Source organism: Streptomyces sp. NPDC001663 (assembly GCF_042893105.1).
Taxonomy (GTDB): Bacteria; Actinomycetota; Actinomycetes; order Streptomycetales; family Streptomycetaceae; genus Streptomyces.
Genome location: NZ_JBIAUR010000003.1, coordinates 680,938 through 705,959, shown reverse-complemented (window position 1 = coordinate 705,959; position 25,022 = coordinate 680,938). Strand labels below are relative to the sequence as shown.

Annotated in this window: 27 protein-coding genes, 2 pseudogenes and 2 riboswitches; of the genes and pseudogenes, 17 read left to right on the top strand and 12 right to left on the bottom strand. The window is 70.3% G+C overall.

Annotated elements, in window-relative coordinates; genetic code table 11:
• Positions 1 to 133 precede the first annotated feature (133 nt).
• From ACFY1L_RS13825 to ACFY1L_RS13810, 4 genes are all read left to right on the top strand, one after another.
• Positions 134 to 1,870: an MFS transporter gene (locus ACFY1L_RS13825; RefSeq protein ID WP_388822827.1), complete on the top strand. Its 1,737-nt coding sequence runs from the start codon at positions 134 to 136 to the stop codon at positions 1,868 to 1,870.
• Positions 1,871 to 2,008: 138 nt separating this feature from the next.
• Entirely contained in the window at positions 2,009 to 2,992 is a 984-nt protein-coding gene (locus ACFY1L_RS13820; RefSeq protein ID WP_388822825.1) for an AraC family transcriptional regulator, read from the top strand.
• Between the two features lie 85 nt (positions 2,993 to 3,077).
• Positions 3,078 to 3,797 carry a class I SAM-dependent methyltransferase gene (locus tag ACFY1L_RS13815; protein ID WP_388822823.1) on the top strand — a complete coding sequence of 240 codons (720 nt, stop codon included), beginning with the start codon at positions 3,078 to 3,080 and terminating at the stop codon, positions 3,795 to 3,797.
• Between the two features lie 418 nt (positions 3,798 to 4,215).
• On the top strand, positions 4,216 to 4,644 hold the full coding sequence (locus ACFY1L_RS13810; protein WP_388822821.1) for a hypothetical protein: 429 nt from the start codon (positions 4,216 to 4,218) through the stop codon (positions 4,642 to 4,644).
• Positions 4,645 to 4,651: 7 nt separating this feature from the next.
• Here ACFY1L_RS13810 and ACFY1L_RS13805 read toward each other — a convergent pair whose 3' ends face one another.
• From ACFY1L_RS13805 to ACFY1L_RS13790, 4 genes are all read right to left on the bottom strand, one after another.
• Entirely contained in the window at positions 4,652 to 5,248 is a 597-nt protein-coding gene (locus tag ACFY1L_RS13805) for a hypothetical protein (RefSeq protein WP_388822819.1), read from the bottom strand.
• 173 nt (positions 5,249 to 5,421) lie between these two features.
• Positions 5,422 to 5,928 carry a DUF6879 family protein gene (locus ACFY1L_RS13800; protein ID WP_388822934.1) on the bottom strand — a complete coding sequence of 169 codons (507 nt, stop codon included), beginning with the start codon at positions 5,926 to 5,928 and terminating at the stop codon, positions 5,422 to 5,424.
• 17 nt (positions 5,929 to 5,945) lie between these two features.
• Positions 5,946 to 6,155 (bottom strand): hypothetical protein, encoded by a 210-nt coding sequence (locus tag ACFY1L_RS13795; RefSeq protein ID WP_388822817.1) that lies wholly within the window; start codon positions 6,153 to 6,155, stop codon positions 5,946 to 5,948.
• Between the two features lie 267 nt (positions 6,156 to 6,422).
• Positions 6,423 to 7,061, bottom strand: a complete 639-nt coding sequence (locus tag ACFY1L_RS13790) for a hypothetical protein (protein ID WP_388822815.1) — start codon at positions 7,059 to 7,061, stop codon at positions 6,423 to 6,425.
• 154 nt (positions 7,062 to 7,215) lie between these two features.
• On the opposite strand from ACFY1L_RS13790, the gene ACFY1L_RS13785 reads away from it, so the two are divergent.
• Both ACFY1L_RS13785 and ACFY1L_RS13780 read left to right on the top strand, forming a co-directional pair.
• A complete protein-coding gene (locus tag ACFY1L_RS13785; RefSeq protein ID WP_388822813.1) occupies positions 7,216 to 7,383 on the top strand; it encodes a hypothetical protein in 168 nt (55 codons plus the stop codon).
• Between the two features lie 60 nt (positions 7,384 to 7,443).
• Positions 7,444 to 7,655 (top strand): annotated as a pseudogene (locus ACFY1L_RS13780) (hypothetical protein).
• 59 nt (positions 7,656 to 7,714) lie between these two features.
• Here ACFY1L_RS13780 and ACFY1L_RS13775 read toward each other — a convergent pair.
• Positions 7,715 to 7,945, bottom strand: coding sequence for a hypothetical protein (locus ACFY1L_RS13775; RefSeq protein ID WP_388822811.1), 231 nt, complete (start codon positions 7,943 to 7,945; stop codon positions 7,715 to 7,717).
• A 315-nt stretch (positions 7,946 to 8,260) separates the two neighbouring features.
• Here ACFY1L_RS13775 and ACFY1L_RS13770 point away from each other — a divergent pair, with 315 nt between their 5' ends.
• The 6 genes from ACFY1L_RS13770 to ACFY1L_RS13745 all read left to right on the top strand — a co-directional run bounded on the left by ACFY1L_RS13770 (position 8,261) and on the right by ACFY1L_RS13745 (position 12,618).
• A complete protein-coding gene (locus tag ACFY1L_RS13770) occupies positions 8,261 to 9,244 on the top strand; it encodes an N-acetylmuramoyl-L-alanine amidase (RefSeq protein ID WP_388822809.1) in 984 nt (327 codons plus the stop codon).
• Positions 9,245 to 9,449: 205 nt separating this feature from the next.
• Positions 9,450 to 9,983, top strand: a complete 534-nt coding sequence (locus ACFY1L_RS13765) for a hypothetical protein (RefSeq protein WP_388822807.1) — start codon at positions 9,450 to 9,452, stop codon at positions 9,981 to 9,983.
• On the top strand, positions 9,959 to 10,252 hold the full coding sequence (locus ACFY1L_RS13760) for an N-acetylmuramoyl-L-alanine amidase (RefSeq protein WP_388822932.1): 294 nt from the start codon (positions 9,959 to 9,961) through the stop codon (positions 10,250 to 10,252). Before ACFY1L_RS13765 ends, ACFY1L_RS13760 begins: the two co-directional genes overlap by 25 nt.
• 83 nt (positions 10,253 to 10,335) lie before the next feature.
• Complete coding sequence (locus ACFY1L_RS13755) at positions 10,336 to 11,154, top strand: hypothetical protein (protein WP_388822805.1); 819 nt, start codon at positions 10,336 to 10,338, stop codon at positions 11,152 to 11,154.
• A 107-nt stretch (positions 11,155 to 11,261) separates the two neighbouring features.
• The gene (locus ACFY1L_RS13750; RefSeq protein ID WP_388822804.1) at positions 11,262 to 12,272 is read left to right on the top strand and encodes an LLM class F420-dependent oxidoreductase; all 1,011 of its coding nucleotides are present in this window, start codon (positions 11,262 to 11,264) and stop codon (positions 12,270 to 12,272) included.
• Positions 12,273 to 12,330: 58 nt separating this feature from the next.
• Complete coding sequence (locus ACFY1L_RS13745; protein WP_388822802.1) at positions 12,331 to 12,618, top strand: hypothetical protein; 288 nt, start codon at positions 12,331 to 12,333, stop codon at positions 12,616 to 12,618.
• A 22-nt stretch (positions 12,619 to 12,640) separates the two neighbouring features.
• On the opposite strand, the gene ACFY1L_RS13740 is transcribed toward ACFY1L_RS13745, so the two are convergent.
• From ACFY1L_RS13740 to ACFY1L_RS13730, 3 genes are read right to left on the bottom strand one after another with little or no spacing between them, the layout of a single operon-like run.
• Positions 12,641 to 13,711: a prenyltransferase/squalene oxidase repeat-containing protein gene (locus ACFY1L_RS13740; RefSeq protein WP_388822800.1), complete on the bottom strand. Its 1,071-nt coding sequence runs from the start codon at positions 13,709 to 13,711 to the stop codon at positions 12,641 to 12,643.
• Positions 13,708 to 14,457, bottom strand: coding sequence for a class I SAM-dependent methyltransferase (locus tag ACFY1L_RS13735; protein WP_388822798.1), 750 nt, complete (start codon positions 14,455 to 14,457; stop codon positions 13,708 to 13,710). Before ACFY1L_RS13735 ends, ACFY1L_RS13740 begins: the two co-directional genes overlap by 4 nt.
• Positions 14,451 to 15,884: a glycosyltransferase family 4 protein gene (locus tag ACFY1L_RS13730; protein ID WP_388822796.1), complete on the bottom strand. Its 1,434-nt coding sequence runs from the start codon at positions 15,882 to 15,884 to the stop codon at positions 14,451 to 14,453. The genes ACFY1L_RS13735 and ACFY1L_RS13730 overlap by 7 nt, the downstream gene beginning before the upstream one ends.
• A 210-nt stretch (positions 15,885 to 16,094) precedes the next feature.
• Between ACFY1L_RS13730 and ACFY1L_RS13725 the strand changes: the two genes are divergently transcribed.
• Positions 16,095 to 16,721 carry a TetR family transcriptional regulator gene (locus tag ACFY1L_RS13725; RefSeq protein WP_388822794.1) on the top strand — a complete coding sequence of 209 codons (627 nt, stop codon included), beginning with the start codon at positions 16,095 to 16,097 and terminating at the stop codon, positions 16,719 to 16,721.
• Positions 16,722 to 16,733: 12 nt separating this feature from the next.
• Positions 16,734 to 16,909, bottom strand: a riboswitch (TPP riboswitch).
• A 68-nt stretch (positions 16,910 to 16,977) separates the two neighbouring features.
• Here ACFY1L_RS13725 and ACFY1L_RS13720 read toward each other — a convergent pair.
• Together ACFY1L_RS13720 and ACFY1L_RS13715 are read right to left on the bottom strand one after the other, a co-directional pair.
• On the bottom strand, positions 16,978 to 17,211 hold the full coding sequence (locus ACFY1L_RS13720) for a ferredoxin (protein WP_388822792.1): 234 nt from the start codon (positions 17,209 to 17,211) through the stop codon (positions 16,978 to 16,980).
• A gap of 6 nt (positions 17,212 to 17,217) precedes the next feature.
• Positions 17,218 to 18,675, bottom strand: coding sequence for an aldehyde dehydrogenase (locus ACFY1L_RS13715; RefSeq protein ID WP_388822790.1), 1,458 nt, complete (start codon positions 18,673 to 18,675; stop codon positions 17,218 to 17,220).
• Between the two features lie 170 nt (positions 18,676 to 18,845).
• On the opposite strand from ACFY1L_RS13715, the gene ACFY1L_RS13710 reads away from it, so the two are divergent.
• From ACFY1L_RS13710 to ACFY1L_RS13700, 3 genes and pseudogenes are all read left to right on the top strand, one after another.
• The gene (locus tag ACFY1L_RS13710; protein ID WP_388822788.1) at positions 18,846 to 19,874 is read left to right on the top strand and encodes an MBL fold metallo-hydrolase; all 1,029 of its coding nucleotides are present in this window, start codon (positions 18,846 to 18,848) and stop codon (positions 19,872 to 19,874) included.
• 41 nt (positions 19,875 to 19,915) lie between these two features.
• Positions 19,916 to 20,353: pseudogene (locus ACFY1L_RS13705) on the top strand (nuclear transport factor 2 family protein); the annotation flags it as partial.
• Positions 20,354 to 20,380: 27 nt separating this feature from the next.
• Positions 20,381 to 20,770 carry a RidA family protein gene (locus tag ACFY1L_RS13700; RefSeq protein ID WP_388822930.1) on the top strand — a complete coding sequence of 130 codons (390 nt, stop codon included), beginning with the start codon at positions 20,381 to 20,383 and terminating at the stop codon, positions 20,768 to 20,770.
• Positions 20,771 to 20,782: 12 nt separating this feature from the next.
• Here ACFY1L_RS13700 and ACFY1L_RS13695 read toward each other — a convergent pair whose 3' ends face one another.
• On the bottom strand, positions 20,783 to 22,900 hold the full coding sequence (locus ACFY1L_RS13695) for an ATP-binding protein (protein ID WP_388822787.1): 2,118 nt from the start codon (positions 22,898 to 22,900) through the stop codon (positions 20,783 to 20,785).
• A 184-nt stretch (positions 22,901 to 23,084) separates the two neighbouring features.
• On the opposite strand from ACFY1L_RS13695, the gene ACFY1L_RS13690 reads away from it, so the two are divergent.
• Positions 23,085 to 24,089 carry a PP2C family protein-serine/threonine phosphatase gene (locus tag ACFY1L_RS13690; RefSeq protein ID WP_388822785.1) on the top strand — a complete coding sequence of 335 codons (1,005 nt, stop codon included), beginning with the start codon at positions 23,085 to 23,087 and terminating at the stop codon, positions 24,087 to 24,089.
• 22 nt (positions 24,090 to 24,111) lie between these two features.
• Here the strand turns inward: ACFY1L_RS13690 and ACFY1L_RS13685 are convergent, their stop codons facing one another.
• Complete coding sequence (locus ACFY1L_RS13685; RefSeq protein ID WP_388822783.1) at positions 24,112 to 24,795, bottom strand: phosphotransferase; 684 nt, start codon at positions 24,793 to 24,795, stop codon at positions 24,112 to 24,114.
• Positions 24,796 to 24,886: 91 nt separating this feature from the next.
• Positions 24,887 to 24,960, top strand: a riboswitch (cobalamin riboswitch).
• Positions 24,961 to 25,022: the final 62 nt, after the last annotated feature.

The following is a 25,022-nucleotide window of genomic DNA, read 5'->3' as shown; positions in this document are numbered from 1 at the left end:
GAACTCACCAGCCCTGACGGATGATCAGAAACCCATGGGTCGGTCAAGAATTGATTAGAGTCCCGAAGCAACGGAATAGTTGCCTGTGCATACGAGGTTTACCCAGCACTTATCTCACGGGAGGCCTCACTCAATGACGCACACGACGACCGACCAGCCCACGCGGAGAGCGAGCGGGGCCGTGGTTCCGGTGCTCGCCTTCGCGGGCATCGTTGTCGCGGTGATGCAGACCCTGCTCGTCCCGGTCATCAAGGACCTGCCGCAGCTGCTGGACACCGCGCCCAGCAACGCCACCTGGGTCCTGACCTCGACGCTGCTCTCGGGAGCCGTGGCCACGCCGATCATGGGCCGCCTCGGCGACCTGTACGGAAAGCGGCGGATGCTGATCCTCAGCCTCGCCGTGATGGTGGTCGGCGCCCTGATCAGCGCCCTCACCAGCGAACTGCTCACGATGATCGCCGGCCGTACGCTCCAGGGCTTCGCGATGGGCGCCATTCCGCTCGGCATCGGCCTGATGCGCGACATGCTGCCCCGCGAGAAGCTCGGCTCGGCGATGGCCCTGATGAGCTCCTCGATCGGCGTCGGCGGCGGCCTCGCCCTGCCGCTCGCGGCCCTCATCGCCCAGCACGCCGACTGGCACGCCCTCTTCTACGGCGCCGCCGGCCTCGGCGTCCTCTCGATCCTCCTCACCCTCCTCGTCGTACCGGAGTCCCCGATGCGCGCCGAGGGCTCCTTCGACGTCCTGGGCGCACTCGGCCTCTCCGCCGGCCTGGTCCTCTTCCTCCTCCCGATCACCAAGGGCAGCGACTGGGGCTGGACCTCCGGCACCACGCTCGGCCTGTTCGCCGCGTCCGCCGTCGTACTGGTCCTGTGGGGCGTGATGGAGCTGCGCGTGGCGGCCCCGCTGGTGGACCTGCGCACCACGGCCCGGCCCGCCGTCCTCTTCACCAACCTGGCCTCGATCATGGTCGGTGTCTCCTTCTACGTCGTCTCGCTCGTCCTTCCCCAGCTGCTCCAGCTCCCGAAGGCGACGGGCTACGGCCTCGGCCAGTCGATGGTCGTCGCGGGCCTGCTGGTGGCCCCGCTCGGCCTGACGATGATGGTCACGGCCCCGGTCTACGCCCGCCTCTCCGCGAAGTACGGCCCGAAGGTCACCCTGATCCTCGGCATGCTGATCATCGCCATCGGCTACGGCGCGGGCCTCGGCCTGATGAGCGCCGCCTGGCAGAGCCTGGTCATCGCCGTCGTCCTCGGCGCCGGCATCGGCCTCGCCTACTCCTCCCTGCCCGCGCTGATCGTCGGCGCGGTCCCGGCCTCGGAGACGGGTGCGGCCAACGGCCTCAACACGCTGATGCGTTCCATCGGTACGTCCGTCTCGAGCGCCGTCATCGGCATGGTGCTGGCGAACACCGCGAACAACGTCGGCGGCGTCGAGATCCCGACCATGCACGGCTTCCGTGTCTCCTTCCTCATCGCCACCGGCGCGGTCGCCATCGGCCTGCTGATGGCCCTGTTCCTGCCGAAGGCGAACCGCGCGCCGCAGCTGCGTGCGAGCAGCGAGGAGGACGCGGGCATCGAGCGCGCCGAGGAGATCCTGCGCGGCTTCCGCGGCCGCGTCCTGGACGCCGAGGGCACCCCGGTCGCCCGCGCCAAGGTCACCCTGATCGACCGCCGCGGCCGCCAGGCGGGCGCCACGCTGTCCGACGAGGACGGCAGCTATGCGCTCGCGGTGCCGACCGAGGGCGCGTACGTCCTGGCCGCGCGGGCGGCGGGGCACGGCCCGCTGGCCTCGTCCGCGACGCACGGGGGCGAGGAGCTGCCGGTGGAGCTGGACCTGTCGCTGCCGGGTGAGGCGGTCGGCGCGCGCTGACGCGTTCTGAAGAGCCTCCCTGACGCCTTCCGAAGCGGCCCTCTCCCGTCACACCCGACGGGAGAGGGCCGTTCTCGTACGCATGCGAAGATGTCGCCCCGAACGCCGGGGTGGGGCGCATTGGCCGGGAGGGGCGCGATGATCGGGACGGTGTTCCGAAGCGAGGACGTACCGGCCGAGGACAGATTCGACTTCTGGCGGGAACTGCTCGGCCGCACCCGCTCCCCCACCGACATCAGCAGCGCCCACGCCGCCGACTTCTGGGCGGAACACCGGCTGCTGGAACTGGGCCCGGTGACGGTCGGATCGATCGCCTGCCTGCCGACCCGCTACCTGCGCGGCCCCAGACAGGTGCGCCAGTCCGACCCCGAGGCCTACCACCTGACGCTGCTGCTCGACGGCGGGCTGGCGCTCGACCACGCGGACCGCAGGGACATCTTCGGCCCCGGCGACCTGCACCTGGCCGACAGCTCCCAGCCGTTCGACCTGCGCCAGCCGCACGAGAGCGCGGTCGTCAAGGGCGTGGGCGTGGACTTCCCCAAGGCCCTGCTGCCGCTGCCCCCGCACCGGGTCCGGGAGCTGCTGGGCCGCGGCCTTCCCGCGCAGGACGGCATCGGCGCCCTGCTGGCCGGCTTCCTCACCGGCCTGGAACGCCAGGCCGACACCCTCCGCCCGTCCGACGCACCGCGCCTGGGCACGGTCGTACTCGACCTGGTGACGGCCCTGTTCGCACAGCTACTGGAGGCGGAGGCGACGCTGGAGCCAGAGACCCGACAACGGACCACGGCGGAACAGATCCGCGCCTTCATCCACCGCAACCTGCACGACCCGGCGCTGACACCCCGCACGATCGCCGCCGCGCACTACATCTCCCTCTCCTACCTGCACCGCATCTTCCAGCAGCAGACGCAGGGCGAGACGGTCGCGGCCTGGATCCGCACCCAACGCCTGGAGGCCGCCCGCCGCGACCTCGCGGACCCCGCCCAGCGCACCACCCCGATCCACGCGATCGCCGCCCGATGGGGCCTGCCCCGCGCCTCGGACTTCACGCGCGCGTTCCGCGCCGAGTACGGGATCTCGCCGAGGGAGTACCGGCTGCGGGCGCTGTCCGAGCAGGGGTAGCCACCCCTCGGCTGCCCGACTACCGACGAGTACGGCAGCATGGTCCCCAAACGTACACACGCCCCCATCCCGAGAGGCAGGCCCCATGCCCGCGGCACCCAAGCCCGAGATCCTCGCCGCGTTCGAGGCCGCGAAGGGGTTCATGCCCGTGGACGAGGGGCTCGCGCTATACGCGGCGGCCGTCGAGGCGGGTGCGCTCGGGCTGCCGCTGCTGGAGGTCGGCACGTACTGCGGCCGCTCCACGATCCTGCTCGCCGACGCCGCCCGCGAGGCCGGCGTCACCGCGCTGACGGTCGACCACCACCGCGGCAGCGAGGAGCAGCAGCCGGGCTGGGACTACCACGACCCGGAGACGGTCGACCCCGAGCTCGGCCTGATGGACACGCTGCCGACGTTCCGCCGCACCCTGCACAAGGCAGGCCTGGAGGAGCACGTGGTGGCCCTGGTCGGCCGCTCCCCGCAGATCGCGAAGATCTGGGGCACTCCCCTCGGCTTCGTCTTCATCGACGGCGGCCACACCGACGAGCACGCCACCGCCGACTACGAGGGCTGGGCCCCCCATGTGGCCGAAGGCGGCCTCCTCCTCATCCACGACGTCTTCCCCGACCCGAAGGACGAGTTCACCGGCCAGGCCCCGTACCGCGTCTACCTCAGGGCCCTCGAGTCCGGCGCCTTCACGGAGGTCTCGGTGACCGACTCACTGCGCGTGCTGCGGCGAACGGGAGCGGGGCTGAGGGCCCGGTTAGAGCCGCTGAGGATGCTGGCCGCCCTCGTTGTCGCTCGAGGGCGGCCAGCTCGGGCATGAAAACCCGTCCGCCACGCGTTAGGCGGTCAGCATGCAGTGGGCCGTCAGATCACCGTGGTGCGATCCACATCCGTATCCCGGCCCATATCCCTGTAATCGCGGGTACGAGCAGGAAGTAGTGCGGTTTGAACACCGCGATACAGGCGATGCCGACGCCAGTGGAGACGTCCCGAGTGGTGGTCGCCATACGGCGCCAGCGCTGCCTGGAGGCTGGCGGTTCCGGCTGCGTCTGGGGGCGGTTGATGGGCTCATCGTCGGTTGTAGACACGTCCGCTCCATGAGAAAGCCGCCTGGCCCAAGAGGTCGGCGTCGGGGAGTGAACGGGGCAGACTGCCCCGCTGTCTGGTAGACGATGCGGCGGTGTACCGGCTTGAGGCCGTAGGGCATCGGCCGCGGCCGTGCCCCGTATGGTGCGACAGTGCTTCTCTACCACTTCACCGACACCGAGCACTGGCCCGCGATCCTCGCGGCGGCCGAGATACGAGCCACGTGGCAGCGGCGAATGAGCCCGTCAACGGTGCACCTCTCCCGGGGCGGCGACCCCGAGTCGCTTCCGTGGGCACTGAGGACCCGGCGGGTCCGCATCCTGGTTCGGGTGCCGGACGCCGAGGCGTACCCCTGGCAGGAGTGGGCGAAGCAACACCTCGAGCCTGAAGAGCTGTGGTCACTGACGGCATCGAGCGACCCCACCGTGGTAGGCACACCGAACCAGTGGAACGGGAAACCAGAGGAGTGGTTCGTCATCGAGCGGGCCGTACCGATGGCCGAGTGGGAAGAGGTCATCGATCTCGAGACACGCTCGGGTCTGTGGATTGCAGGCCGTGAAACAGGCGGCCCGGGGGCATAGCCGCGCGTCAGCGGGTGCGGCGGCCCGGACGCCCCCGATAGGCGCGACCGGCATCGCCAAGCCTGCCTATCGCCTCATCCAGGGCACGATCGGCCCGCGTGCGCGCGTCAGACTTCGGCTTCTCCATGTAGGCGCCCACCAGTTCGCCCAGGGCCTCGGTCACAGCGGTAGAGGCCGCACGCAGCTCGTCATCGTTGAGCATGGCGAGCTGCGCTGCGGCCGCGGAGACCCGAGACAGGGGGCCGGTGACGAGGGCTTCCTCAGCGGCCTCGGACGCCCGCCGCCATGCCAGGGCAGACGCGAGCCCATCTGCTGCGCCGTGAAAGACGCGATCGTCCCTGTAGCCTGCCAGGATCTGAGTGATCGAATGCGCCAGCGCCCCCGCGATCGTCCGCTTGTCCCGCCAGCGGGTCTCCCAGATCGCCATCGCGGCCTTGGTATCGAGAGCCGCCCGCAGCAGCTCCTGTACAGCGACACGGGCATTGCTGGCAGCCGTAGCCCGGCGGGCCGCCCTGTCCTTGAAGTGGCTGGCCACGAGGCCCACCACGACGCCGATGACCGTCGCGATGCCGCCAATCGCGGCGGCCCATATCTTCGGATCCACGGCCGGCCACTTTGCCACGCAGCTGGTCGGTGCTACCGGAGCCATGCCGTGTGCCTGGCATCCGCGGAGTTGGGGCGAGGCAGCCACGTTGGTGTCGTCCTGCCGTGAGGGTGTTCGGGACTGCCGGGGACTCCGGTAGGTCCCAGCTCCTCGACGAGCGCGCGGCCCTACCGCTACAGGCGGTCTGCATCCTCAAGGTTGGCGATGAAGTCGGTGACCTCTCGGAGCATGCGGACGAACTCCTCTTCCGTGGGCCGGGCGCGGGCGAAGCAGTTGTTCGGGTCCCTGTCCGCCTCGACGTAGTAGGCCGCAGAGAGGCCGATGCCGGCGGTCCGACAGAGGACCATCACGAGCGCCGTAGCTTCGGCGGACTTGTTGTTGCCGCGGCGGTCGTCCTCGATGAGCTGCAGGAGCGGATGCACTTGTCGTAGAAGGAACAGCTGCTCCAGGGTGGGCGGTGTGTCGACGACACGGACACGCTGGAACCACTTGCCCTGCCCGACCTGTGCGCAGACGTCGGCGTGCCAAGGGCGATGCGAGTCATCGGGCACGGTGCTCGTCTCGACGTAGCGGCGGCACTTCTCGCCCGCACGGTCGCAGGCGTAGCCTCGGCGGGTCTCCAGCCGCCACGCGGTGTGCTCGAACTCCTCGAAGTACGAGCCGAACGTGTCGTCGTTGATGAACTCCGGCGCGCGGTCTACTTCTTGGGGGCGAAGCGGGTCAGCAGCTCGCGCGGAACGCGGACGAACGACTCGTCGGCCGGGACGTCCTGCAGCTGCGCGGCGTCCTCCGGATCGGTGACGGTATATCCCTGTACGACGATTTTCCCGGTCGCGACGTCCTCGTACAGGGTGGGGCAGTTGCCTTCTTCACCGGTGGTGCTGAGCATGCGGAGCTGTAGGGCCATAGTGTCTACCGACTCGTTACGTCGGTGAACCATCGCCATGCGGTGGATTAGCTGATCGGTGCTGGGAAATTGCGCGGAATTGCACGCTCAGTCCTGAGGGCTGGCCTGATTGCGCTCAACCCCCGCGGCTTCAAGCACGGGCCCCACACATGCAGGAGGCCCCAGACGGCCCGCCGCGGCCGCGCTGGGGGCTCGCTGATCCGACGCAGTCGGCAATGCGGGCGCCCCGCCCAAAGGCGGGTGCCGTGCCCCCTTACCGCGATCACGCTACTTCACGTTGCCCGCGAAGATCGCCGTCTCATCATCCATCGACGGCGAAACCTCGACCTGCAGATATTCCTCACTCTTCGGCATCTCGCACGCCACCTTCGCCTTTGCCGTCCGGCCCGGCCGAAGCTTCATCGACGGCAGCCCGTCCAGCCCGTCGTCGAAGATCTGCTCGGACTCCTGGCTGTCGTCGCCGTAGTAGCACATGACGTAGCCGGTCCCGATGTCCACGACCGACTCAGACTTGTTGTCGATCTTCACGGTGAACGCCACGTACGGCGTGTTCTCCGGCGCCGCCCACGCCGACGACGTGCCCCGCTTGTAGTCGGACAGCGACAGCTCCACGCCGTCCTCGTAGCTCACCCCGTCCGTGAGCCCCATAACCGCCGGCTCGGTGTCCTCCGGGGTGGCCTCCTCCTCGACGGCCGCGGTGACCGTGTCGTCGGCCGGCGCGCTGATTTCTGCGGTGGCCTGTGGCTTGTCGTCGTCGCGGGCCTGTACGACCACGATGCCCGTGCCGATGATGGCGGCGATGACGGCGGTTGCTGATCCGATGATGATCGCGTTGGTACGGCTCTTCTTTGGCGCCGAAGGCGGGTCATAGGCAGGCATGGGCGGCGGCGTGACGTCGTTGCTCATAAAATCCCCCAGGGCATGTGTACTGCAGGGGCATCATGCGTCCTGTGAAGGCAGTGCGTGGGATATGTGTCTGTGTTGTGACCGAGGGCAGGGTGACGGAGCGTACGCCCCGGCCGTACCGTGTCGCCCTCGTCTTGTATGCCTTGGGGGCACGATGAAGGTCTTCTGGCTGCTGCTCGCCGTCCTGCTCACCTGCCTCACCATCGGCGGCCTCATGAGCGCTGCGAAGGGTGCTGACGGCCCGTCCGTGATCGGCGACCTCGTCATCAGCGCGCTGCTCGGCGCGGGTGCCCTCGGCAGCTGGAAGCGCGTCAAGTCCTGAACGGTGCTTGTACGAATGGGGCGCGGTGCGAGCTATTCGTGTCCGGGGGAGGCTGGCGGCATGGCTTCCGTGATGCCCGTGGTCGTGTATCCGCCCGCCGAGGACGGCGGGCGACGGGTGCTCGTCGACGGGGAGATCCTCGCCGCGCGTACGGGCTGCGGGACATCGCCGAGTTCCTGCGCCGCGCAGGCCTCGACGACGTCGACGAGGCGTACCTCGCGGCGTCCGGGCTGATCGAGTGGCGCGGCGGGTCGGATATCTGGACTCACTGAACGCCGCGACGCCCGCCATCCTAGGAGGACGACGGGGCTTCGATGGTGTGTTGCCGGATCTACAGCATGCCCCCCTTGCGCACGAACCTCGCGACGCAAAGGCCGATGGCGAACGCTGCCGCGCCGAAGCCGAAGCCGTTGGCGGTCGCCTCGTAGACGCTCAGGTCGCCCACGAGACGAGCAAAAACGCCAGCACCGAATCCGCGATTGCCCGACCCGAATGCGATCGACGTGACGAGCATCGTGCCCCGCCCGGAGGGCTTCTTTGCGGTGGTCTGGGTACCGTCCATTCTGGGTCCAGTTCTGTCGAAGGAACGCTAACCCGATAGGGGCCGTCGGGCTTGCTGTGATAGGTGCACCGGCGAGCCCTAGCGGGTGGCGGGCATGACCGTAGACATCTGGCGCTGCCGTAACCGCCGCAGCCACGTGTCCACCCTCGGCAAAGGCAAGCCGCACTCGCCGAGCGGCAAGGCGCGCCGCGCCCGCGAGTCCGCGACGGTCGCTGGCCCCTCAGGACAGCGGCGGCCGTCTCACACGTGTCTTCGTCATTCCATCGGCCGTCATGGACCACGTGGACACCATGGACGGCCGCTAGGGTGGCAGACGTGTCGTACGTAGGCCCGGACTTCGATCCTCCTCAGCCCCGCCGTCCCCGTTTCCGCCCCCTGACCGTTGCGGTCGCCGCGCTCGTGCCGGGCGCGTTGCTGGGGTGGCTGGTGTACGAGGCGGTGGGCGGCTCGGGGGGCGGAGGCGGTGCGGACAGGGCGACCGTACGGACGACGTCGTCGACGCCCGCGTCCAGCGCAGCCGCGTCCGGCGGATCCGCGTCCTCGTCCACCGGCGACGACAAGAACCCGGGGAGCCCCACGCCGACGCTCGCCTCCCCCACCTCCTCCGCGCCCGCGGCTTCCGGCCCCCTCAAGGGCAAGGTCATCGTCATCGATCCGGGCCACAACCCCGGCAACTTCCAGCACGCCACCGAGATCAACCGCAAGGTGCACATCGGCACGAACGTCAAGGAGTGCGACACGACGGGGACGTCCACGAACTCGGGTTACACGGAAGCCCAGTTCACGCTGGACGTCTCGCACCGGCTCAAGGCGCTCCTCGAGAAGCAGGGCGCGACGGTGAAGTTGACCCACGACGACGGCTCCCCGGCCTGGGGCCCGTGCGTCGACAAGCGGGCGCAGATCGGCAACAAGGCCCGTGCCGACGCCGCGATCTCCATCCACGCGGACGGCTCGGCGGCCGGCAACCGCGGCTTCCACGTCATCCTTCCCGGCTCCGTGCACGCGGGCGCCGCGGACACCCGTGAGATCGTCGCCCCGTCCGCCGAACTCGGCGAGCGCGTCGCCGGCAACTTCGTGCGCGTCACGGGTGAACCGCCGTCCAACTACATCGGCGACGGCACCGGTCTCGTCACGCGTAAGGACCTGGGCGGTCTCAATCTGTCAACGGTTCCCAAGGTGTTCATCGAGTGCGGCAACATGCGCGATAGCAAGGACGCGGCACTGCTCACCAGCGGCGCCTGGCGACAGAAGGCCGCGCAAGGAATCTCCGACGGCATTGCGGATTTCCTCACTTCATAGCAGCCAATCTGCTGTTCAGCGCACCCATCGCCTCCCCTTCCTCACCCCCTCTCCGGCAGGAATGCCTGCACGCCGCAGTCGGCGAACACCCAAAATTGATCATGCTCAGATCTACCTCAGATCAATTGCTGACGCACATTCATCCCTGATGGACTCGTCTCGACCAAACGCGACCGAAACCTCGGTCGAGACCAGAGGGGAACCCATGAACCGTCAGCTCATGCGACGCGCAGCGGCAACAGCCGCGGTGGCGATGTGCATCACAGGCATCGCCACCACCGCGCACGCAGCCCCGCTCAACTCGACGGCGACCGCGACCACCGTCCACGCGCAAGTGTCGAGCGAGGCCTGGGCAGACCGCTTCAACCGTGTGGTCCACGTGCGCTCCATAGCGGGCAAGTGCGGCAAGACAGTCATCGCTGAGGCGTCCGGGACGGGGATGACGCTGCGAATAGACGAAACGAAGTCCCTGAGCACCAGCCTGTCAAAGAACATCAGCGCCAGCTACAAGGCCATCACCGTCGCTGTGGGCTGGGACGTCACGAAGTCGCGCAGCATCACGGTGAGCGGCTCCAAGGAGGTACCGCGGGGGAAGCACGGCGTCCTCACGGCGTACACGAGGTACTCGGGGAAGCAGTTCGACGTACAAGAGCCTAGCCAGTTCGGCGACAAGATCCTTCAGAGGAACAAGAAGGCCTACAAGCCGATCGGGGTCTGCTTCAAGTACACGCAGCGGTAGACGGCAGGACACTCTCGTTTCAGACGAAGCGGCTCGCCGCGACTTCCCACGGCGAGCCGCTTCTCGCTGACCGCACCGCCGGCGGCACCGGTCTCGTCACGCGTAAGGACCTGGGCGGTCTCAATCTGTCAACGGTTCCCAAGGTGTTCATCGAGTGCGGCAACATGCGCGATAGCAAGGACGCGGCACTGCTCACCAGCGGCGCCTGGCGACAGAAGGCCGCGCAAGGAATCTCTGATGGAATCGTGAGTTTCCTGCGCGCTTCGTGATCGACGGGCTGATCCCGGCGGACACCCTGGTCGGGGTGACGATAGGGTCAACCGACGACGAGACGACCTACGAAGGACCTGAAGTGAATATCCGCTCCCTCACTCGAGGCGACGGCGTGGTGATCGGAGCAGCGGTACTGCTGTTCATCGCGTCGTTCCTCGACAACTACTCGTACGACGGCGTACCCGACAGCGTCGATCTCCCGAACCTCTGGGAGAGCGGACCGGTCCTGCTCAGTGTCGTCCTGGCGGGCATCATCGCGGCCGCCCTCGTCGTCGTGGCCCGAGGCCTGCCGCAGCCCCGCAAGGTCGCGGGTCTCGAACTCGGCGCCTTCGGTGTCGCCTTCGCGGTCTTCGCCGCGTGGAGCGCCCTCGGCAACGTCATCGACCCGGCGGGCGGCGCGGACAACATCGGCAGCTCCAACGACGGGCCGAGCGCCGGCACGGGCCTGATCCTCGCCCTGGTCGCCACCCTGGTCATGGCCGGCGCGGCCGTCGCCACCCCCCTCGTCCCCGCCCTCCAGGCCGCCCTGGTCCCCGCCCCCAAGCCCGCCGCCCCCCAGCCCTACGGCGCCCAGCCGCCCCAGGGTGGCTACGGCTACCCCGGTGCCCAGCAGCCGCAGTACGGCGGGCAGCCGCAGCCCGGGCAGCCCTACGGTGCCCAGCCGCCGCAGGCGCAGGCGCAGCCGCCAGCGCCCGCCGGGGACTTCTCGCCGTTCTGGTTCGCCGTACCGGTGCCGCGGCCCCTGTTCGCGGAGGACGGTTCGCCCGCGCCGATCGCCGAACTCGCCCCGGGTACCTGGTACCTGGCCGTCGAGCAGCGCGGTCCGGGCCTGGTCGCCCAGACGCAGGACGGCCGCCGTGGCGTGCTGCAGGACACCTCCGGCATCCAGCGCGGCTGACACCCACCGCACGAGCGGCCCCTCGCCCTTCCGGGCGGGGGGCCGTTGTCGTACAGTCGCAGCTCGCAGCTTCGTAACTGACTACCCGTCAGAATTCAGGAGGCGTCATGCGACTCGGTCTCGCCCTCGGCTACTGGGGCCGCGGCCCCTCCCCCGACCACGTGCCGCTGGCGCAGGAGGCCGAGCGGCTCGGGTACGACTCCGTGTGGACCGCCGAGTCGTGGGGCTCGGACGTCTTCACGCCGTTGACCTGGATCGCGGCGCAGACCTCAAGGATCAAGCTGGGTACGGCGGTTGCGCAGATGGCGGCCCGGTCGCCGACCACCACCGCCATGCATGCGCTCACGCTCGACCATCTCTCCGGCGGACGTGTGATGCTGGGGCTGGGGCTGTCGGGGCCGCAGGTGGTGGAGGGCTGGTACGGGCGGCCGTTCCCGAAGTCGCCGCTGACCGCGACGCGGGAGTACGTCGACGTCGTACGGCAGGTGCTGCGGCGCAAGGCTCCGGTCGCGCTCGACGGGCGGTTCCACTCGCATCCGTACGGCGGGGCGGACGGCACCGGTCTCGGCAAGCCCCTCAAGTCCATCACCCACCCCCTGCGCCCCGGCCTTCCCGTCCTCCTCGGTGCCGAGGGGCCGAAGAACGTCGCGCAGACGACCCGTATCGCCGACGGATGGCTGCCGCTGTACTGGTCGCCGACCCGTCCGGACGTCTACGGACCGGCAGTTGAGGATCTTCCCGAGGGGTTCATCGTGGCCCCCATGGCGCGCGTTCAGGTCTGCGACGACATACGCGACGGGCTGCTCCCCGTGAAGACCATGCTCGGCTTCTACATCGGCGGCATGGGCCACGCCTCCCGCAACTTCCACGCCGACCTGATGGCGAGGATGGGCTACGAGGAGGAGGCCCGGCGCATTCAGCAGCTCTTCCTGGAGGGCCGCCGCGAGGAGGCCGTGCTCGCCGTGCCGGACGCCTTCGCCGACGAGATCTCGCTGGTCGGGCCGCGTGAACGGATCGCCGAGCGGCTGGAGTTGTGGCGCAAGGGGCCGGTGACGGACCTGCTGGCCCTCGCCCCGGACCGGGAGTCGCTGCGGGTGCTGGCGGAGCTGAACTCGTAGGAACCGAACAGGGAACTCGTTCGGGTTTCATCTTGGATGCGGCGGCAATCCGCAGAGTATGTCTCGATATAGCAGCGGTAATCGGGCCGGGGCGGTCGTAGCGATCGTCGCCGACATCATGGCCCTCATCCTGGGCCTGTGGATCCTGATGTACCTGTTGGACGCCAACCGTGCCAACGACCTGGTGCAGTTCGTCCACAACGCGGCCAACTGGCTGGCCGGCTGGTCGCGTGACCTGTTCACCTTCGACAAGGCCTGGGCCCGCGTGATCGCAGGCTACGGCCTGGCAGCCGTGGTGTACCTGTTCGTCGGCCACGCGATCGCCGGACGGATGCAGCGGCACTGATCACCGCTGCGACCGGAGTCGGTCAGGCGCAGCAGTCCGGGTCCAGCCCCGTCGGCAGGTGTTCGCCGCCGAACACCGCGCACGTCGCCTCGTGGCCGCCGAGGGCGGCGACCGCCAACAGCAGCGATCCGGCGGTCCAAGTGGTCAGCTCCTGGGGCCAGATGGTCTCGTCCTCGAAGACGTAGCCCGTCCAGTACAGGCCGCTGTCCGCGTCGCGCAGGTGCTGGATCGACTGCAGGATGTCCAGCGCACGGTCGGACTCGCCCATCGCCCACAGGGTGAGGGCGAGTTCGGCGGACTCGCCGCCCGTCACCCACGGGTTGGGGACGACGCAGCGCACGCCGAGGTGCGGGACGACGAAGCGCTCCCAGCCTTCCTCGATACGGGACTTGGCCTCCGCGCCCGTCAACGCGCCGCCCAGCACCGGGTAGTACCAGTCCATCGAGTAGCGGTCCTTGTCGAGGAACCGCTCGGGGTGCCGGCGGATCGCGTGCCGCAGTGCGCCCGCCGCCAACTCCCAGTCCGGCTGCGGCTCTTCGCGCTGTTCGGCGATGGCGAGCGCGCAGCGCAGGGCGTGGTGGATGGAGGAGGATCCGGTCAGCAGGGCGTCGGTGGTGAAGCCTCCGTCGTCCTCGCCCTTCCAGCCGATCTGGCCGCCGGGCTGCTGGAGTCGGAGCACGTACTCGATCGCCGAGTGGACGGCCGGCCACATGCGGTCCAGGAACATGTCGTCGCCGGTGGACAGGTAGTGGTGCCAGACGCCCACCGCGATGTACGCGACGAAGTTCGTCTCGCGCCCGCGGTCGGTGACGTCCGCGAAGTCCCCGTCGGCGTACGCCGCGTACCAGGAGCCGTCCTCGTTCTGGTGCCGCAGGAGCCACTCGTAGGCCCGCTCGGCGGCCTCGTGCTCGCCCGCCGCGTCCAGCGCCATCGCGGCCTCGGTGTGGTCCCAGGGGTCCAGGTGGTGTCCCCGGAACCACGGGATCGCACCGTCCTCCCGCTGTACGGCGAGGATGCCGGCGACGGTCGCGGCGGCCTGCCCGGCGGTGAGGACCCCGGGCAGGACGAGGTGTTCTGTCCGGGGAGTGGTCACTTGGCGGCCGCCCCGGTCTCGGAAAGGCGCGGCAGGTGCGGCTTGGTCGCGTACGCCACGAAGCTCTTGCCGATCAGCGGGTTCAGCGCCTGCTCGGCGACCCGGGTGGCCAGGGGCTTCTTCATGATGTCCCAGACCAGCAGCTTGTGGTACGCCTTCACCGGCAGCGCCTTGTCGTTGTCGACGCCGAACGCGCACTTCAGCCACCAGTACGGCGAGTGCAGCGCGTGCGCGTGATGGGTGCCGTACGGCTTGAGGCCGGCCTCGCGGATCTTGGCGAGCAGTTCGTCCGCCTTGTAGATGCGGATGTGGCCGCCCTCGACCTCGTGGTAGGCGTCGGACAGCGCCCAGCAGACCTTCTCGGGGCCGTAGCGCGGGACGGTGATGGCGATGCGGCCGCCGGGCTTCAACACCCGTACCATCTCGGCGAGTACGCCCTTGTCGTCCGGGATGTGCTCCATCACCTCGGAGATGATGACGACGTCGAAGGACTCGTCGGGGAAGGGCAGTGCCAGGGCGTCGCCCTCCATGGCGGTCGCCGTCGCGCCCTCGGGTGCCTCGCCGGCCTCCTTCATCGCCGCGAACCACTTCGCGACCTCGCGGATCTCCTCGCCGTTCTGGTCGAGCGCCACGACCTGGGCGCCGCGCCGGTAGCACTCGAACGCGTGCCGGCCGGCCCCGCATCCGAGGTCCAGGACGCGGTCGCCCGGGGCGAGCGGGAACCGGGAGAAGTCGACGGTCAGCACGTGGCCCTGCTTTCGGAGTCTGCGTGGGGTTCGAGGGTGGCTGCTGCAGCCGTGATCGGCGTTGCGGCTGCGGTCGGTGGTACGGACGCTCGTGCCGCGGCCGGGGGTTGAGCGGCGGCGGAGCGGGCGATGGCCTCCCGGTACCTGGCGGCCGTGCCCTCGGCGGCCCGTGCCCAGGTGAAGTGCCGCAGCACCCGCTCGCGGCCCGCCGCGCCGAGCCGCGCCCGCAGCTCCGGGTCGCCCAGCAGCCGGCTCAGCCCCGCGGCCAGCGCGCCCGGGTCGCCCGGCGGTACCGCAAGGCACGTCTCCCCGTCGCGCCCGGCGACCTCGGGGATCGCGCCGCCGGTCGTGGCGACCAGCGGTGTGCCCGTGGCCATGGCCTCGGCGGCCGGCAGGGAGAAGCCCTCGTACAGGGACGGCACGCAGGCGACCTCCGCCGAGCGGACCAGGTCGACCAGTTCGGCGTCCGAGATGCCCTTGACGAACTCGACGGCGCCCTCAAGGCCGTAGCGCTCCATGGCCTGCGCGACCGGGCCCTCCGTGGGCCGCTTGCCGACGACGACGAGGTGGGCGTCGGGGTGCTCGGTGCGCACCTTCGCGAGCGCCTCGACCAGGAAGACCAGGCCCTTGAGGGGTACGTCCGCGCTGGACGTCGTCACGATCCGGCCGGGCACGACGGGCACGGACGGGTCCGGCGAGAAGAGGTCGGTGTCGGCGCCGATGTGGACCACGTGGATACGGTCGTCGCGCACGCCGAGGTGATCGACGATCTCGGCGCGCGAGGTGCCGGAGACGGTGAGGACCGAGGGCAGGCGGCGCGCGACGCGCTTCTGCATGCGGGTGAAGGCGTACCAGCGCCGCTTGGACAGCCGCTGCTGCCAGTTCTCGGCGGCGTCCAGCTCCAACTGCCGGTCCACGGTGATGGGGTGGTGGATGGTGGTCACCAGAGGGGCGCCCACATCCCCCAACAACCCGTATCCGAGCGTCTGGTTGTCGTGCACGACGTCGAACTCACCGCGGCGGGCGCGGAGATGACGGCGGGCGCGCAGCGAGAACGTCAGCGGCTCGGGGAAGCCGCCGGTCCACATGGTCGCGACTTCCAGCGCGTCGATCCAGTCGCGGTACTCGTCGCGCCCGGGAGTACGGAAGGGGTCCGGCGAGCGGTACAGGTCCAGGCTCGGCAGCTCGGTCAGGCTCAGCCGGCCGGCGTAGTCCGCGCCCTCGTCGAGGACGGGATACGGCTGGGAGCCGATGACCTCGACGCGGTGGCCGAGGCGGGCCAGCTCGCGCGAGAGATGGCGGACGTAGACGCCCTGGCCGCCGCAGAACGGGTTCCCTTTATAGGTGAGGAGTGCGATGTGGAGCGGTCGCTCGCCGTCGGCGGCGAGGTCCTCCTGGGGACCCGCCTGACTGGCCTCAGCGGTCACTCTGGGCCCCCTTCTGCCTGCACTGTCCCGCGAGATTACGCCGGGACGCTAATCTAGAACAAGTTTCAGACTTGATCGTCCAGGAGGCACTGAATCTACCGGCAGGTAGGGGCACAGTGAGCAGTGGATCAGGTGATTCGCGCCACGGCGGACGCCCTGCCATGCTCGGTGCGATCACCAGCCCTCACCGACTGTCACGGAACGGGACCCATGCCTGCGGAAGCCAAGCTCGAAGCCACCGGGCGCACCTCCCCGCCCCTCACGGAGCGACAGGAGGCGCGCCGTCGCCGCATCCTGCACGCGAGCGCGCAGCTGGCCAGCCGGGGCGGTTTCGACGCGGTGCAGATGCGGGAGGTCGCGGAGTCCTCGCAGGTGGCGCTGGGCACCCTCTACCGTTACTTCCCGTCCAAGATCCATCTGCTGGTCGCCACGATGCAGGACCAGCTGGAGCACATGCACGGCACGCTGCGGAAGAAGCCGCCGCAGGGTGACACGGCGGCCGAGCGCGTCGCCGAGACCCTGATGCGCGCCTTCCGCGCGCTGCAGCGCGAACCGCACCTCGCCGACGCGATGGTGCGCGCCCTGACCTTCGCCGACCGCAGCGTCTCGCCGGAGGTCGACCAGGTCTCGCGGCAGACGACGCTGATCATCCTGGACGCGATGGGCCTCGCGGACCCGACCCCCGAGCAGCTCTCCGCGGTCCGCGTCATCGAGCACACCTGGCACTCGGCGCTGATCACCTGGCTGTCGGGGCGGGCGTCCATCGCCCAGGTCAAGATCGACATCGAGACGGTGTGCCGCCTCATCGACTTGACGGACCCCGGGAAAAAGAGCTAGGACGCACGCAAAGGACCTACGAGACGGGTTCCCTTCGCCGGCATTGCCCGGATCAGGTTCTGGGGGTCGCCTTCCGGCCTGACCACTGCCTTCCGGCCTCTCAGCCCGACCGTCGACGTCGGCCCCAGCGGATGCTGATGCGTCTCGCCAAAGTCGGCTACTCCGGTCGGACTCCCTCACTCGTCCCGTAGGCCAATTTCCAGAATAGAACGCTCGTGCCTGAATGAAACCCCCCAAAGAATGATTTTTTGGACCCCTACTCCTCCGGCGGAAACACCGGCTCCCCGCTCCCCAGCAGGGTGATCACGATCGCCTCCACCGGGCAGTTCTCGGCCGCCTCCAGGACGCGTTCGTTGGCGTCGGTCTCCGGTTCGACCGGGTGGGACTGCATGGCGGAGTCGAGGCGGAAGGCGCCGGTGGCCCGGTGGGTGCACTGGGCGGAGCCGATGCAGATGGAGCGGTCGACTTCGACGTGCCAGCGGTCGCCCATGGCCGCTCAGCCCTCCCAGCCGGCCGGGAGATGGATCATCTTGTGTTCGAGGTATTCGCCGTAGCCCTCGGGGCCGAACTCCCGACCCAGGCCCGAGTTCTTGTAGCCGCCGAACGGGCCGAGCATGTCCAGGCTGAAGGTGTTCACCGAGTACGTTCCCGTACGGACCTGCCGCGCGACCTCGATGCCGTGTGCCACGTCCGCCGTCCACACGCTTCCGCTCAGCCCGTAGTCCGAGTCGTTCGCGATCTTCAGGGCCTCGGACTCGTCGCCGTACGGGAGAAGGCAGATGACCGGGCCGAAGATCTCCTCCCGGGCGATCCGCATCGAGTTGTCGACGTCGCCGAAGAGGGTCGGCTCGACGTACCAGCCGCGGTCCAGGCCCGGCGGGCGGCCGCCGCCGGTGAGGATCTTGGCGCCCTCCTCCTGGCCGATGCGGATGTAGTCGAGGTTCCTGCGCTGCTGCCGTTGCGCCACCAGTGGGCCGACCTGGGTGGCCGTGTCCAGGGGGTCGCCGACGACCAGCGCGCTCGCCGCCTGCGCGAAGGCGTCCGCGAACTCGTCGTAGCGGGAACGCGGTACGAGGATGCGGGTCTGGGCGACACAGGCCTGGCCGTTGTTCATCCAGGCCGCCGGGACGATGCCCGCGACGGAGGTGGCGATGTCCGCGTCCGGGAGGACGACCGCCGCCGACTTGCCGCCCAGTTCGAGGGTGACGCGGGTCAGGTTCTTCGACGCCACCTCCATCACGCGCTTGCCGGCCGCGACCGAGCCGGTGAAGGACACCTTGTCGATGCCCGGGTGTCCGACCAGGTACTCGCTGACCTCGCGGTCGGCGGGAAGGATGGACAGGACACCCTCAGGCAGCCCGGCCTCCTTCGTGATGTCGGCGAGGATGTACGCGTCCAGCGGCGACTCAGGCGACGGCTTGAGGATCACCGTGCAGCCGGTGAGCAGCGCGGGCGCGAGCTTGGCGGCGGCCACGAACTGCGGGACGTTCCACGGCACTACGGCCGCCACGACGCCGACCGGTTCGCGGCGCACGAGGATCCGGCCGAGCACGCCGTCGCGGGTCTCCTCGTACGTGAAGTTGCGCGCGACCGTGATCGCCGAGTCCCACACCATCATCGCGCCGAGCGCCTGCGCGAGGACGCTCCAGGAGTACGGCGACCCGTTCTCGGACGAGATCACACGGGCGATCTCCTCGTGCCGTACGGCGATCGCGTCCTTGATCCGGGTGACGACCTCGATCCGCTCGTCCAGCGACATCCGCGGCCAGGGCCCCTCGTCGAAGGCACGGCGCGCGACGGCGACGGCGCGGTCGACGTCCTCCCGCGAGGCGTGCGGCACCCGCCCGATGACCTCCTCGGTGTGCGGGGAGATCACCTCGATGACGTCCTTGCCGAGGGGGTCGGTCAACTCCCCGCCGATGAACAGCTGTCCGTGTTCCACGAGCTCGGTCATGGCCGACTGCCTCCCCGGGAGCTGACTCTGACGGTTCATCAGATACGGGAACTGATACCAGTTCCACTGGGAGGAGTCCACAGACCTCACAGCACCCCGGAAGGGTGACTTGGGCTCCCATCGAAACCCGTTCTAGTTATAGTGGCTGGAACGCGGCGACAGGGGAGTCCATGACACAGGTCACCGACCACGGCGGCGGCGTGCGGTCCGTCCGAGTCCCCATTCCGGACAATCCACTTGGGTACACGCTCGTGTACGTCGTCGACACCGACCGCGGGCCGGTGCTGGTCGACACCGGGTGGGACGACCCCGCGTCCTGGGACACCCTCGGCGAGGGGCTGGCCGCGTGCGGGACCTCGCCCGCCGAGATCCATGGTGTGGTGATCACCCATCACCACCCCGACCACCACGGCCTGTCCGGCAAGGTGCGCGAGGCGTCCGGCGCCTGGATCGCCATGCATGCCGCGGACACCGCGATCGTGCGGCGCACCCGGGAGACCCGGCCCGGACGCTGGTTCGCGTACATGACCGCCAAGCTCGTCGCCGCCGGTGCGCCCGAGGAGCATGTGGCGCCGCTCAGGGACGCCGCCCCGCGCACCACCCTGCCGGGCTTCTCCCCCGCCCTGCCCGACCGGGAGATCGTCCCCGGCGAGCTCCTCGACATCCCGGGGCGGCGACTGCGCGCGATCTGGACGCCGGGGCACACGCCCGGCCACGTCTGTCTGCACCTGGAAGAGGAGCACCCCTCTCAACTCCCGGGCCACGGGCGGCTGTTCTCCGGCGATCACCTGCTGCCCGAGATCACCCCGCACATCGGTCTCTACGAGGATCCCGACGACGCCACCATCACGGACCCCCTGGGCGACTATCTCGACTCCCTCGAGCGCGTCGGCCGGCTCGCCCCCGCCGAAGTGCTCCCCGCCCACCAGTACGTGCTCACCGACGCGGCCGCCCGCGTACGGGAGTTGCTCGACCACCACGAGCAGCGGCTCACCGGGCTGCAGTCGCTGCTGGTCGAGCCGCTCACGCCCTGGCAGGTGGCCGAGCGGATGGAGTGGAACCGGCCCTGGGACCAAATCCCGTACGGATCAAGGAACATCGCGGTCTCGGAGGCCGAGGCGCATCTGCGGCGGCTGGTGAAGCTGGGGCGGGCGGAGGCGGTGGCGGGGAGCGATCCGGTGACGTACGTGGCGGTGTAATTCGCTCGTGGTTCCTGGGTGCCCACTGGTACCCAATGACCATGGACCCGCTGCAGCAACTCCTCGCCGAACGCGCCTGCGAGCGCCTGATCCTCGACTTCGTCCACCGTCTGGACCTCGGTGAACCGGCCTCCGTGGCCGAGCTGTTCACCGAGGACGGCCGGTGGGAGTGGCCGCCTCCGGGGGACGGGCGGCGGTCCGAGGGGCGGGCGGCGCTGCGGAAGTACTTCGGCTCACGCCCCGCGGACAAGCTCTCGCGGCGGATCATGTCCAACATCCGGGTCACCGTGACGTCCGAGGACACCGCCGAGGCCACCTCGTACTTCACGACGTACCGCATCGAGGGCTGGTCGGGCGGCATGGTGCCCGCCGGCCCGCCCGTCCAGGTCGGCCACTACGAGGACACGTTCCGCCGCCTCGACGGACGGTGGCTGCTGGCCTCCCGGGTCCTTCACCTCCCCTTCGGCGGACCCACCCCGCACGTCGGCCGCGGCGCCCTCGAACCCGTGCGCACCGACCGCGCCCCCTTCGTCCGCTTCCCCGACGGCAGCGAGCCGCCGCTCTCCCAGGGCGTGCGCAACGGGCCGCTGGTGTTCACCTCCGGGCAGGGGCCGCTGGATCCGGCGACCGGGGAGATGCCCGCGGACTTCGCCGCGCAGGTGCGGCAGGTGCTCGCCAACGTCGAGGCGGTGGTCGAGGCGGCGGGCGGCGACCGGCGGTCGATCACGCGCTGCACCTGCTATCTGGCCGACCCCGCCCACTTCGCCGAATTCAACCGCGTCTACCGGGAGTTCTTCGCGGACTGCGCACCGCTGCCGGCCCGTACGACGGTGCTGGCGCGGCTGGTGCGGGAGGGGGTGCTGGTGGAGGTGGACGCGGTGGCGGTCGTGGGCTGAGGCGCCGGGCGTTCACTCCTGGGGGCCGGTGGACTGCGCCGCGTACCGCAGTCCTTCCTCGTACGACATCGCGCGTCCCTCCGCGAAGGCCGTCTCGTAGATCTCATGGCCGATCTCGCCGCGGACCCGGATTTCATGGGAGCGGCGGGCCGCGATGAGGTCCGGCGAGTTCAGCTGGTCGCCGCCGGTCAGCTCCCAGATACGGCTGCCGACGCCGAGAAGGCGCGCCGCGTGGAGTCCGTCGCCGCGCGCCACGACCGCGGCGGCCAGCACGTCGAGGGAGACGGCGGAGACCACGATGTCGTGCATCAGCGCGCTCTTGGCGATCGCCGTGCGAGCGCCCCGGACGGCCGTGGCCGCATCTCCCTGGGTCAGGTCGATCTGGGCGATCAGATAGTCGGTGACCGATCCCGCCCAGCACTCGCCGCACTCGGCGCCGGCCCGGCGGACCTCCAGGGCGGCGGCACGGGCCGCCTCGAACTCGCCGCGCATCATGTGCGCGAAGGCGGCCACGAGTCCTATCTGCAACTGGGCGGCACCGAACCCGTGCGGCTGGACGGGCAGCCGCGGCACCGTGTCGACGAGTTCGATCGCCTCGGCCATGCGCCCGCTCTGCACCAGGTAGGTACCCCGCAGGTACACGGCGGCGACCTGCGCCACCGCGTCCCCCTCCTCCCGGGCCGAGTCGGCACACCGCACCGCCAGGTTCGCCGCCTCCTCCAGATCCCCCTGGAAGACGGCCACCGCCGCACACGCCCACAGGGCCCGGGTACGGGCCGGGCCGGCCGGCGGGTCGTCGGCGAGCGCCCGGTCCAGGAAGTGCCGGGCATCGCGCAGCACACCGCAGTGGCGCCACATGAGGCCGACGTGGCCCGCCATCTCCACGGCGGCGGCGCGATCCGGACCGGCCAGGGCGAAGTCCAGTGCGGTATGCAGATTGGCCCGGTCGGCCAGGACGCGTACGGCCCAGGCGACCTGGCGTCCGGTGTTCCACTCGGCCCAGCCCTGCCGGGCCAGCCGGCGGTAGTGATCGCGGTGGCGCAGGCGTACGGCTTCCTCCTCGCCGAGTTCGCGCAGCCAGTCGCCGCCGTACTCACGGACCGTGTCGAGCATCCGGTAGCGGGCGGGGTCGGTGCGGTCGGGCCGGACGATCGACCAGGCCACGAGTTTCTCGATGAGCTCGCCCACCCGCTCGGCGGGCAACGGGCCGCCCGCGCAGACGAACGCGGCGGCCTCGGTGTCGAACCCACCCGCGAAGACGGACAGCCTGGCCCACAGGAGCCGTTCCAGCGGGGCGCACAGCTCGTGGCTCCAGCCGATCGTGGTGCGCAGCGCGCGATGGCGCGCGGGAGCGTCGCCGTCCTGCGAGGTCAACAGGTCGAGGCGGGAGGGCCGGTCGGCACCGAGGCGGGTGTGCAGCTCGTCCAGGCCGAGGTCGGACAGCCGGGCGGCGGCCAGCTCGATGGCGAGCGGGATGCCGTCGAGGCCGCGGCAGATGGCGGCGATCCGTCGCCGGGCCGGGGCGTCGAGGACGAGGCCGGGATCCGCGGCGGCGGCCCGCTGCGCGAACAGGGTGTCGGCGACGGCGGGTTTGGCGCCTTCCTTGCCGCCCGCGTCACTCACCGGCAGCGGTTCGACCGCCATGGTCCACTCCCCCGGCGGTCCCAGCCGCACCCGGCTGGTGGCGAGGACGCGCAGTCCGGGCACCTTGTCCGTCAGGGCCACGGCCAGGGCGCCGCACTCCGCCGACAGGTGCTCACAGGAATCGAGGATCAGCAGCAGCCGCTTGTCCCGGGCCCAGGCGGCGATCGCCGCGACGGCCGAGTCCGCCGTCTGGTCGGCGAGCCGGAGCGCCTCCATGACGGCGAAGGGCACCAGGCCGTCGGTGTGCAGGGCGGACAGCTCCACCAGCCACACGCCGTCGGGATACGCCGCGCGCACCCGGGCGGCGGTGTGCAGGGCGAGCCGGGTCTTGCCGACCCCGCCGACGCCCACCAGGCTCAGCAGCCGGCTGCCGCCGTCGGACGCCAACTCGGCGGCCAGCAGGTCCAGTTCCGCCTCACGTCCGACGAAACCGCGGGTCTCCGGAGGCAGGTTGCCGAGGCCGCCCCCGACCGTGTTCCAAGGCACGTCGCACAGTGTGCCGCCATTCCGCCCGCCCAGGGGCCGAAGCACGCGAGCCGGACAAAGGGGCCACAGGAGTCGACATCGCCGGACACATTCGACGCGATGCGGTCAACTCACTCTCCGTGACGGCCTGATGAGAGATAGTCGTCCCTCACTGTGCGGGGCGATCGGGAGCAAGAGGTGCCCCATGGGCGTCATGGACACCGGAGTGGTCGGTCCTCCGGCCACCCTGACCGTACTGCTGTTCGTAGCGCCGCTGCTGGCCTGCGCACGGCTCGGCGCGCGGCACACCGCCCTCGTCTGCGGCGGCGCGGCGGCACTGGCGCTGGGAGCGGACGTCGCGTTCGGGCGACCGTCGCTGCTCGACCTCGTTGCCCGTGGCGGTGCTCTCCTGCTGGGCGGCGGGATCACCGTGTACGCGGCACACCGGCGCACCGAGCTGGAGTCGGCGCTCACCCGGGCGCGCGAGGTGAACCGGATCACCCAGGGGGTGATCCAACAGCCCATCTCCCGCAGCCTTTGCGGCACGCATGTGCGCACGCGCCACCACTGCGCCGCCCGCGAGTCGACGGTCGGCGGCGACCTGTACGACGTCGCGGTGACCCCGTACGGCCTGCGGGTGCTGGTCGGCGATGTGCGCGGGCACGGCCTGGAGGCGCTGCGGCTGACCGCGGCGACGATCACCGGTTTCCGTGAACTGGCCTACACGCAGCCCTCGCTGCCCGAACTCGTCACCGGCCTGGACACCCGACTCGCCGCCGAGCTCGGCCCGGAGGACTTCGTGACGGTCGTGCTCGCCGAGTTCGCACCGGGCGAGGTCCGCCTCGTCAACTGCGGCCATCCGGCGCCGCTGCGCGCCGGGCACCGTGTCGAACTGCTCGAACCCTTCACCCCCACGACGCCGTTGGGCCTCGGTCCCGAGCCCCGTCAGTGCCGCGTCCGCCTCCAGCCGGGCGACCGGCTCCTGATCTACACCGACGGTCTGAGCGAGGTCCGCGCCCCCGACGGCTCGACCTTCCCCCTGCTGGCGGAGGCCTCACGGGCCCTGCGTGAGCCGCTGCCTGAAGACGCGCTGAACCACCTGTACGACCGCGCGATCGCCCACGGGGGCACACCTCCGTACGACGACCTCACCCTGATGCTGTGCCAGCCGACGGAGGCGACGATGCCGACGAGGGCCGCGGTGACCTGACGCCCACCCGGAAGGCGCACCGTCAACGCAGCAGCGTACGGATCAACTCCTCGGCCTCCCCGAGGAGTTCGACCTCCCGTCGGCTCATCGTCGGGTTGGCCGCGCGTCGGCGCCGGGCCTCCGTCAGGCCCGCCTCGGTGAGATGGGAGGGGTCGGCGAGCAGGGCGGTCAGCATGGCGCGGGCGCCGTCGGCGATCGGTTCGTCGTCGACGGCGACCTGGGCCAGGATCATGGCGGAGATGCCCCAGTCGAGGCCCGGGTGGCCCTCCTCCGCGTTGGACCAGTCGATCACGTGCGGACCGTCGGGCGTGAGCATCACGTTGTCCGGGTGCAGGTCGAGGTGGAGGACCCGGCAGCCGGGGTCGGCGGACTCGCGGGCGGGGACGGCGTGCAGGCGCCGCAGCAGGTCGGCCACGGTCGCGCCCGCCTCGTCGGCGCCCAGCGAACCCTCCAGGCACGCCTGCAGCATCGTCGGCCCGGACAGCCGCTCCATCACCAGGTCGGTGCGCGTGGAGTCGGCGAGCCGTACTCGGGGCACGGGGTAGCCGTGGGCGCGTACGTGTTCCATCACGGCGCCCTCCGCGGTGGCATCGCCCCATCCGTGCCGGTCGCGGCGCAACACCCACGCCTCGTCGATCTCGTACACGTCGTTGACGCGGCCCGTGCCGAGCAGTTTCCCCGTCGCCATGACCCTCCCCGTTGTCATGACCCGAACGTACCGGCCCACGCCTCACAGGGGGCTCTCAGCGTGTTCCTACGGGCCGGTAGCATGGCCGGGTCGTCATCACACCGTACGGGGGGAAGCCGGTGCAATTCCGGCGCTGACCCGCAACCGTGAACCGCCCGCAGAGGGCGGTCAGCCGGATTGCCCCGCGCGGTCGTGACCGGCTCACGTGTGTCGGCAGCCCGTCGGCGCACGGCACCGTCGAGGCA

Bases quoted from the DNA above. Each gene is read 5' to 3' on its own strand.
- ACFY1L_RS13825 (WP_388822827.1), top strand. From the start codon at position 134: ATGACGCACACGACGACCGACCAGCCCACGCGGAGAGCGAGCGGGGCC.
- ACFY1L_RS13820 (WP_388822825.1), top strand. From the start codon at position 2,009: ATGATCGGGACGGTGTTCCGAAGCGAGGACGTACCGGCCGAGGACAGA.
- ACFY1L_RS13815 (WP_388822823.1), top strand. From the start codon at position 3,078: ATGCCCGCGGCACCCAAGCCCGAGATCCTCGCCGCGTTCGAGGCCGCG.
- ACFY1L_RS13795 (WP_388822817.1), bottom strand. From the start codon at position 6,155: ATGGCCCTACAGCTCCGCATGCTCAGCACCACCGGTGAAGAAGGCAAC.
- ACFY1L_RS13790 (WP_388822815.1), bottom strand. From the start codon at position 7,061: ATGAGCAACGACGTCACGCCGCCGCCCATGCCTGCCTATGACCCGCCT.
- ACFY1L_RS13785 (WP_388822813.1), top strand. From the start codon at position 7,216: ATGAAGGTCTTCTGGCTGCTGCTCGCCGTCCTGCTCACCTGCCTCACC.
- ACFY1L_RS13775 (WP_388822811.1), bottom strand. From the start codon at position 7,945: ATGGACGGTACCCAGACCACCGCAAAGAAGCCCTCCGGGCGGGGCACG.
- ACFY1L_RS13765 (WP_388822807.1), top strand. From the start codon at position 9,450: ATGAACCGTCAGCTCATGCGACGCGCAGCGGCAACAGCCGCGGTGGCG.
- ACFY1L_RS13750 (WP_388822804.1), top strand. From the start codon at position 11,262: ATGCGACTCGGTCTCGCCCTCGGCTACTGGGGCCGCGGCCCCTCCCCC.
- ACFY1L_RS13745 (WP_388822802.1), top strand. From the start codon at position 12,331: ATGTCTCGATATAGCAGCGGTAATCGGGCCGGGGCGGTCGTAGCGATC.
- ACFY1L_RS13725 (WP_388822794.1), top strand. From the start codon at position 16,095: ATGCCTGCGGAAGCCAAGCTCGAAGCCACCGGGCGCACCTCCCCGCCC.
- ACFY1L_RS13720 (WP_388822792.1), bottom strand. From the start codon at position 17,211: ATGGGCGACCGCTGGCACGTCGAAGTCGACCGCTCCATCTGCATCGGC.
- ACFY1L_RS13715 (WP_388822790.1), bottom strand. From the start codon at position 18,675: ATGACCGAGCTCGTGGAACACGGACAGCTGTTCATCGGCGGGGAGTTG.
- ACFY1L_RS13710 (WP_388822788.1), top strand. From the start codon at position 18,846: ATGACACAGGTCACCGACCACGGCGGCGGCGTGCGGTCCGTCCGAGTC.
- ACFY1L_RS13690 (WP_388822785.1), top strand. From the start codon at position 23,085: ATGGGCGTCATGGACACCGGAGTGGTCGGTCCTCCGGCCACCCTGACC.
- ACFY1L_RS13685 (WP_388822783.1), bottom strand. From the start codon at position 24,795: ATGACAACGGGGAGGGTCATGGCGACGGGGAAACTGCTCGGCACGGGC.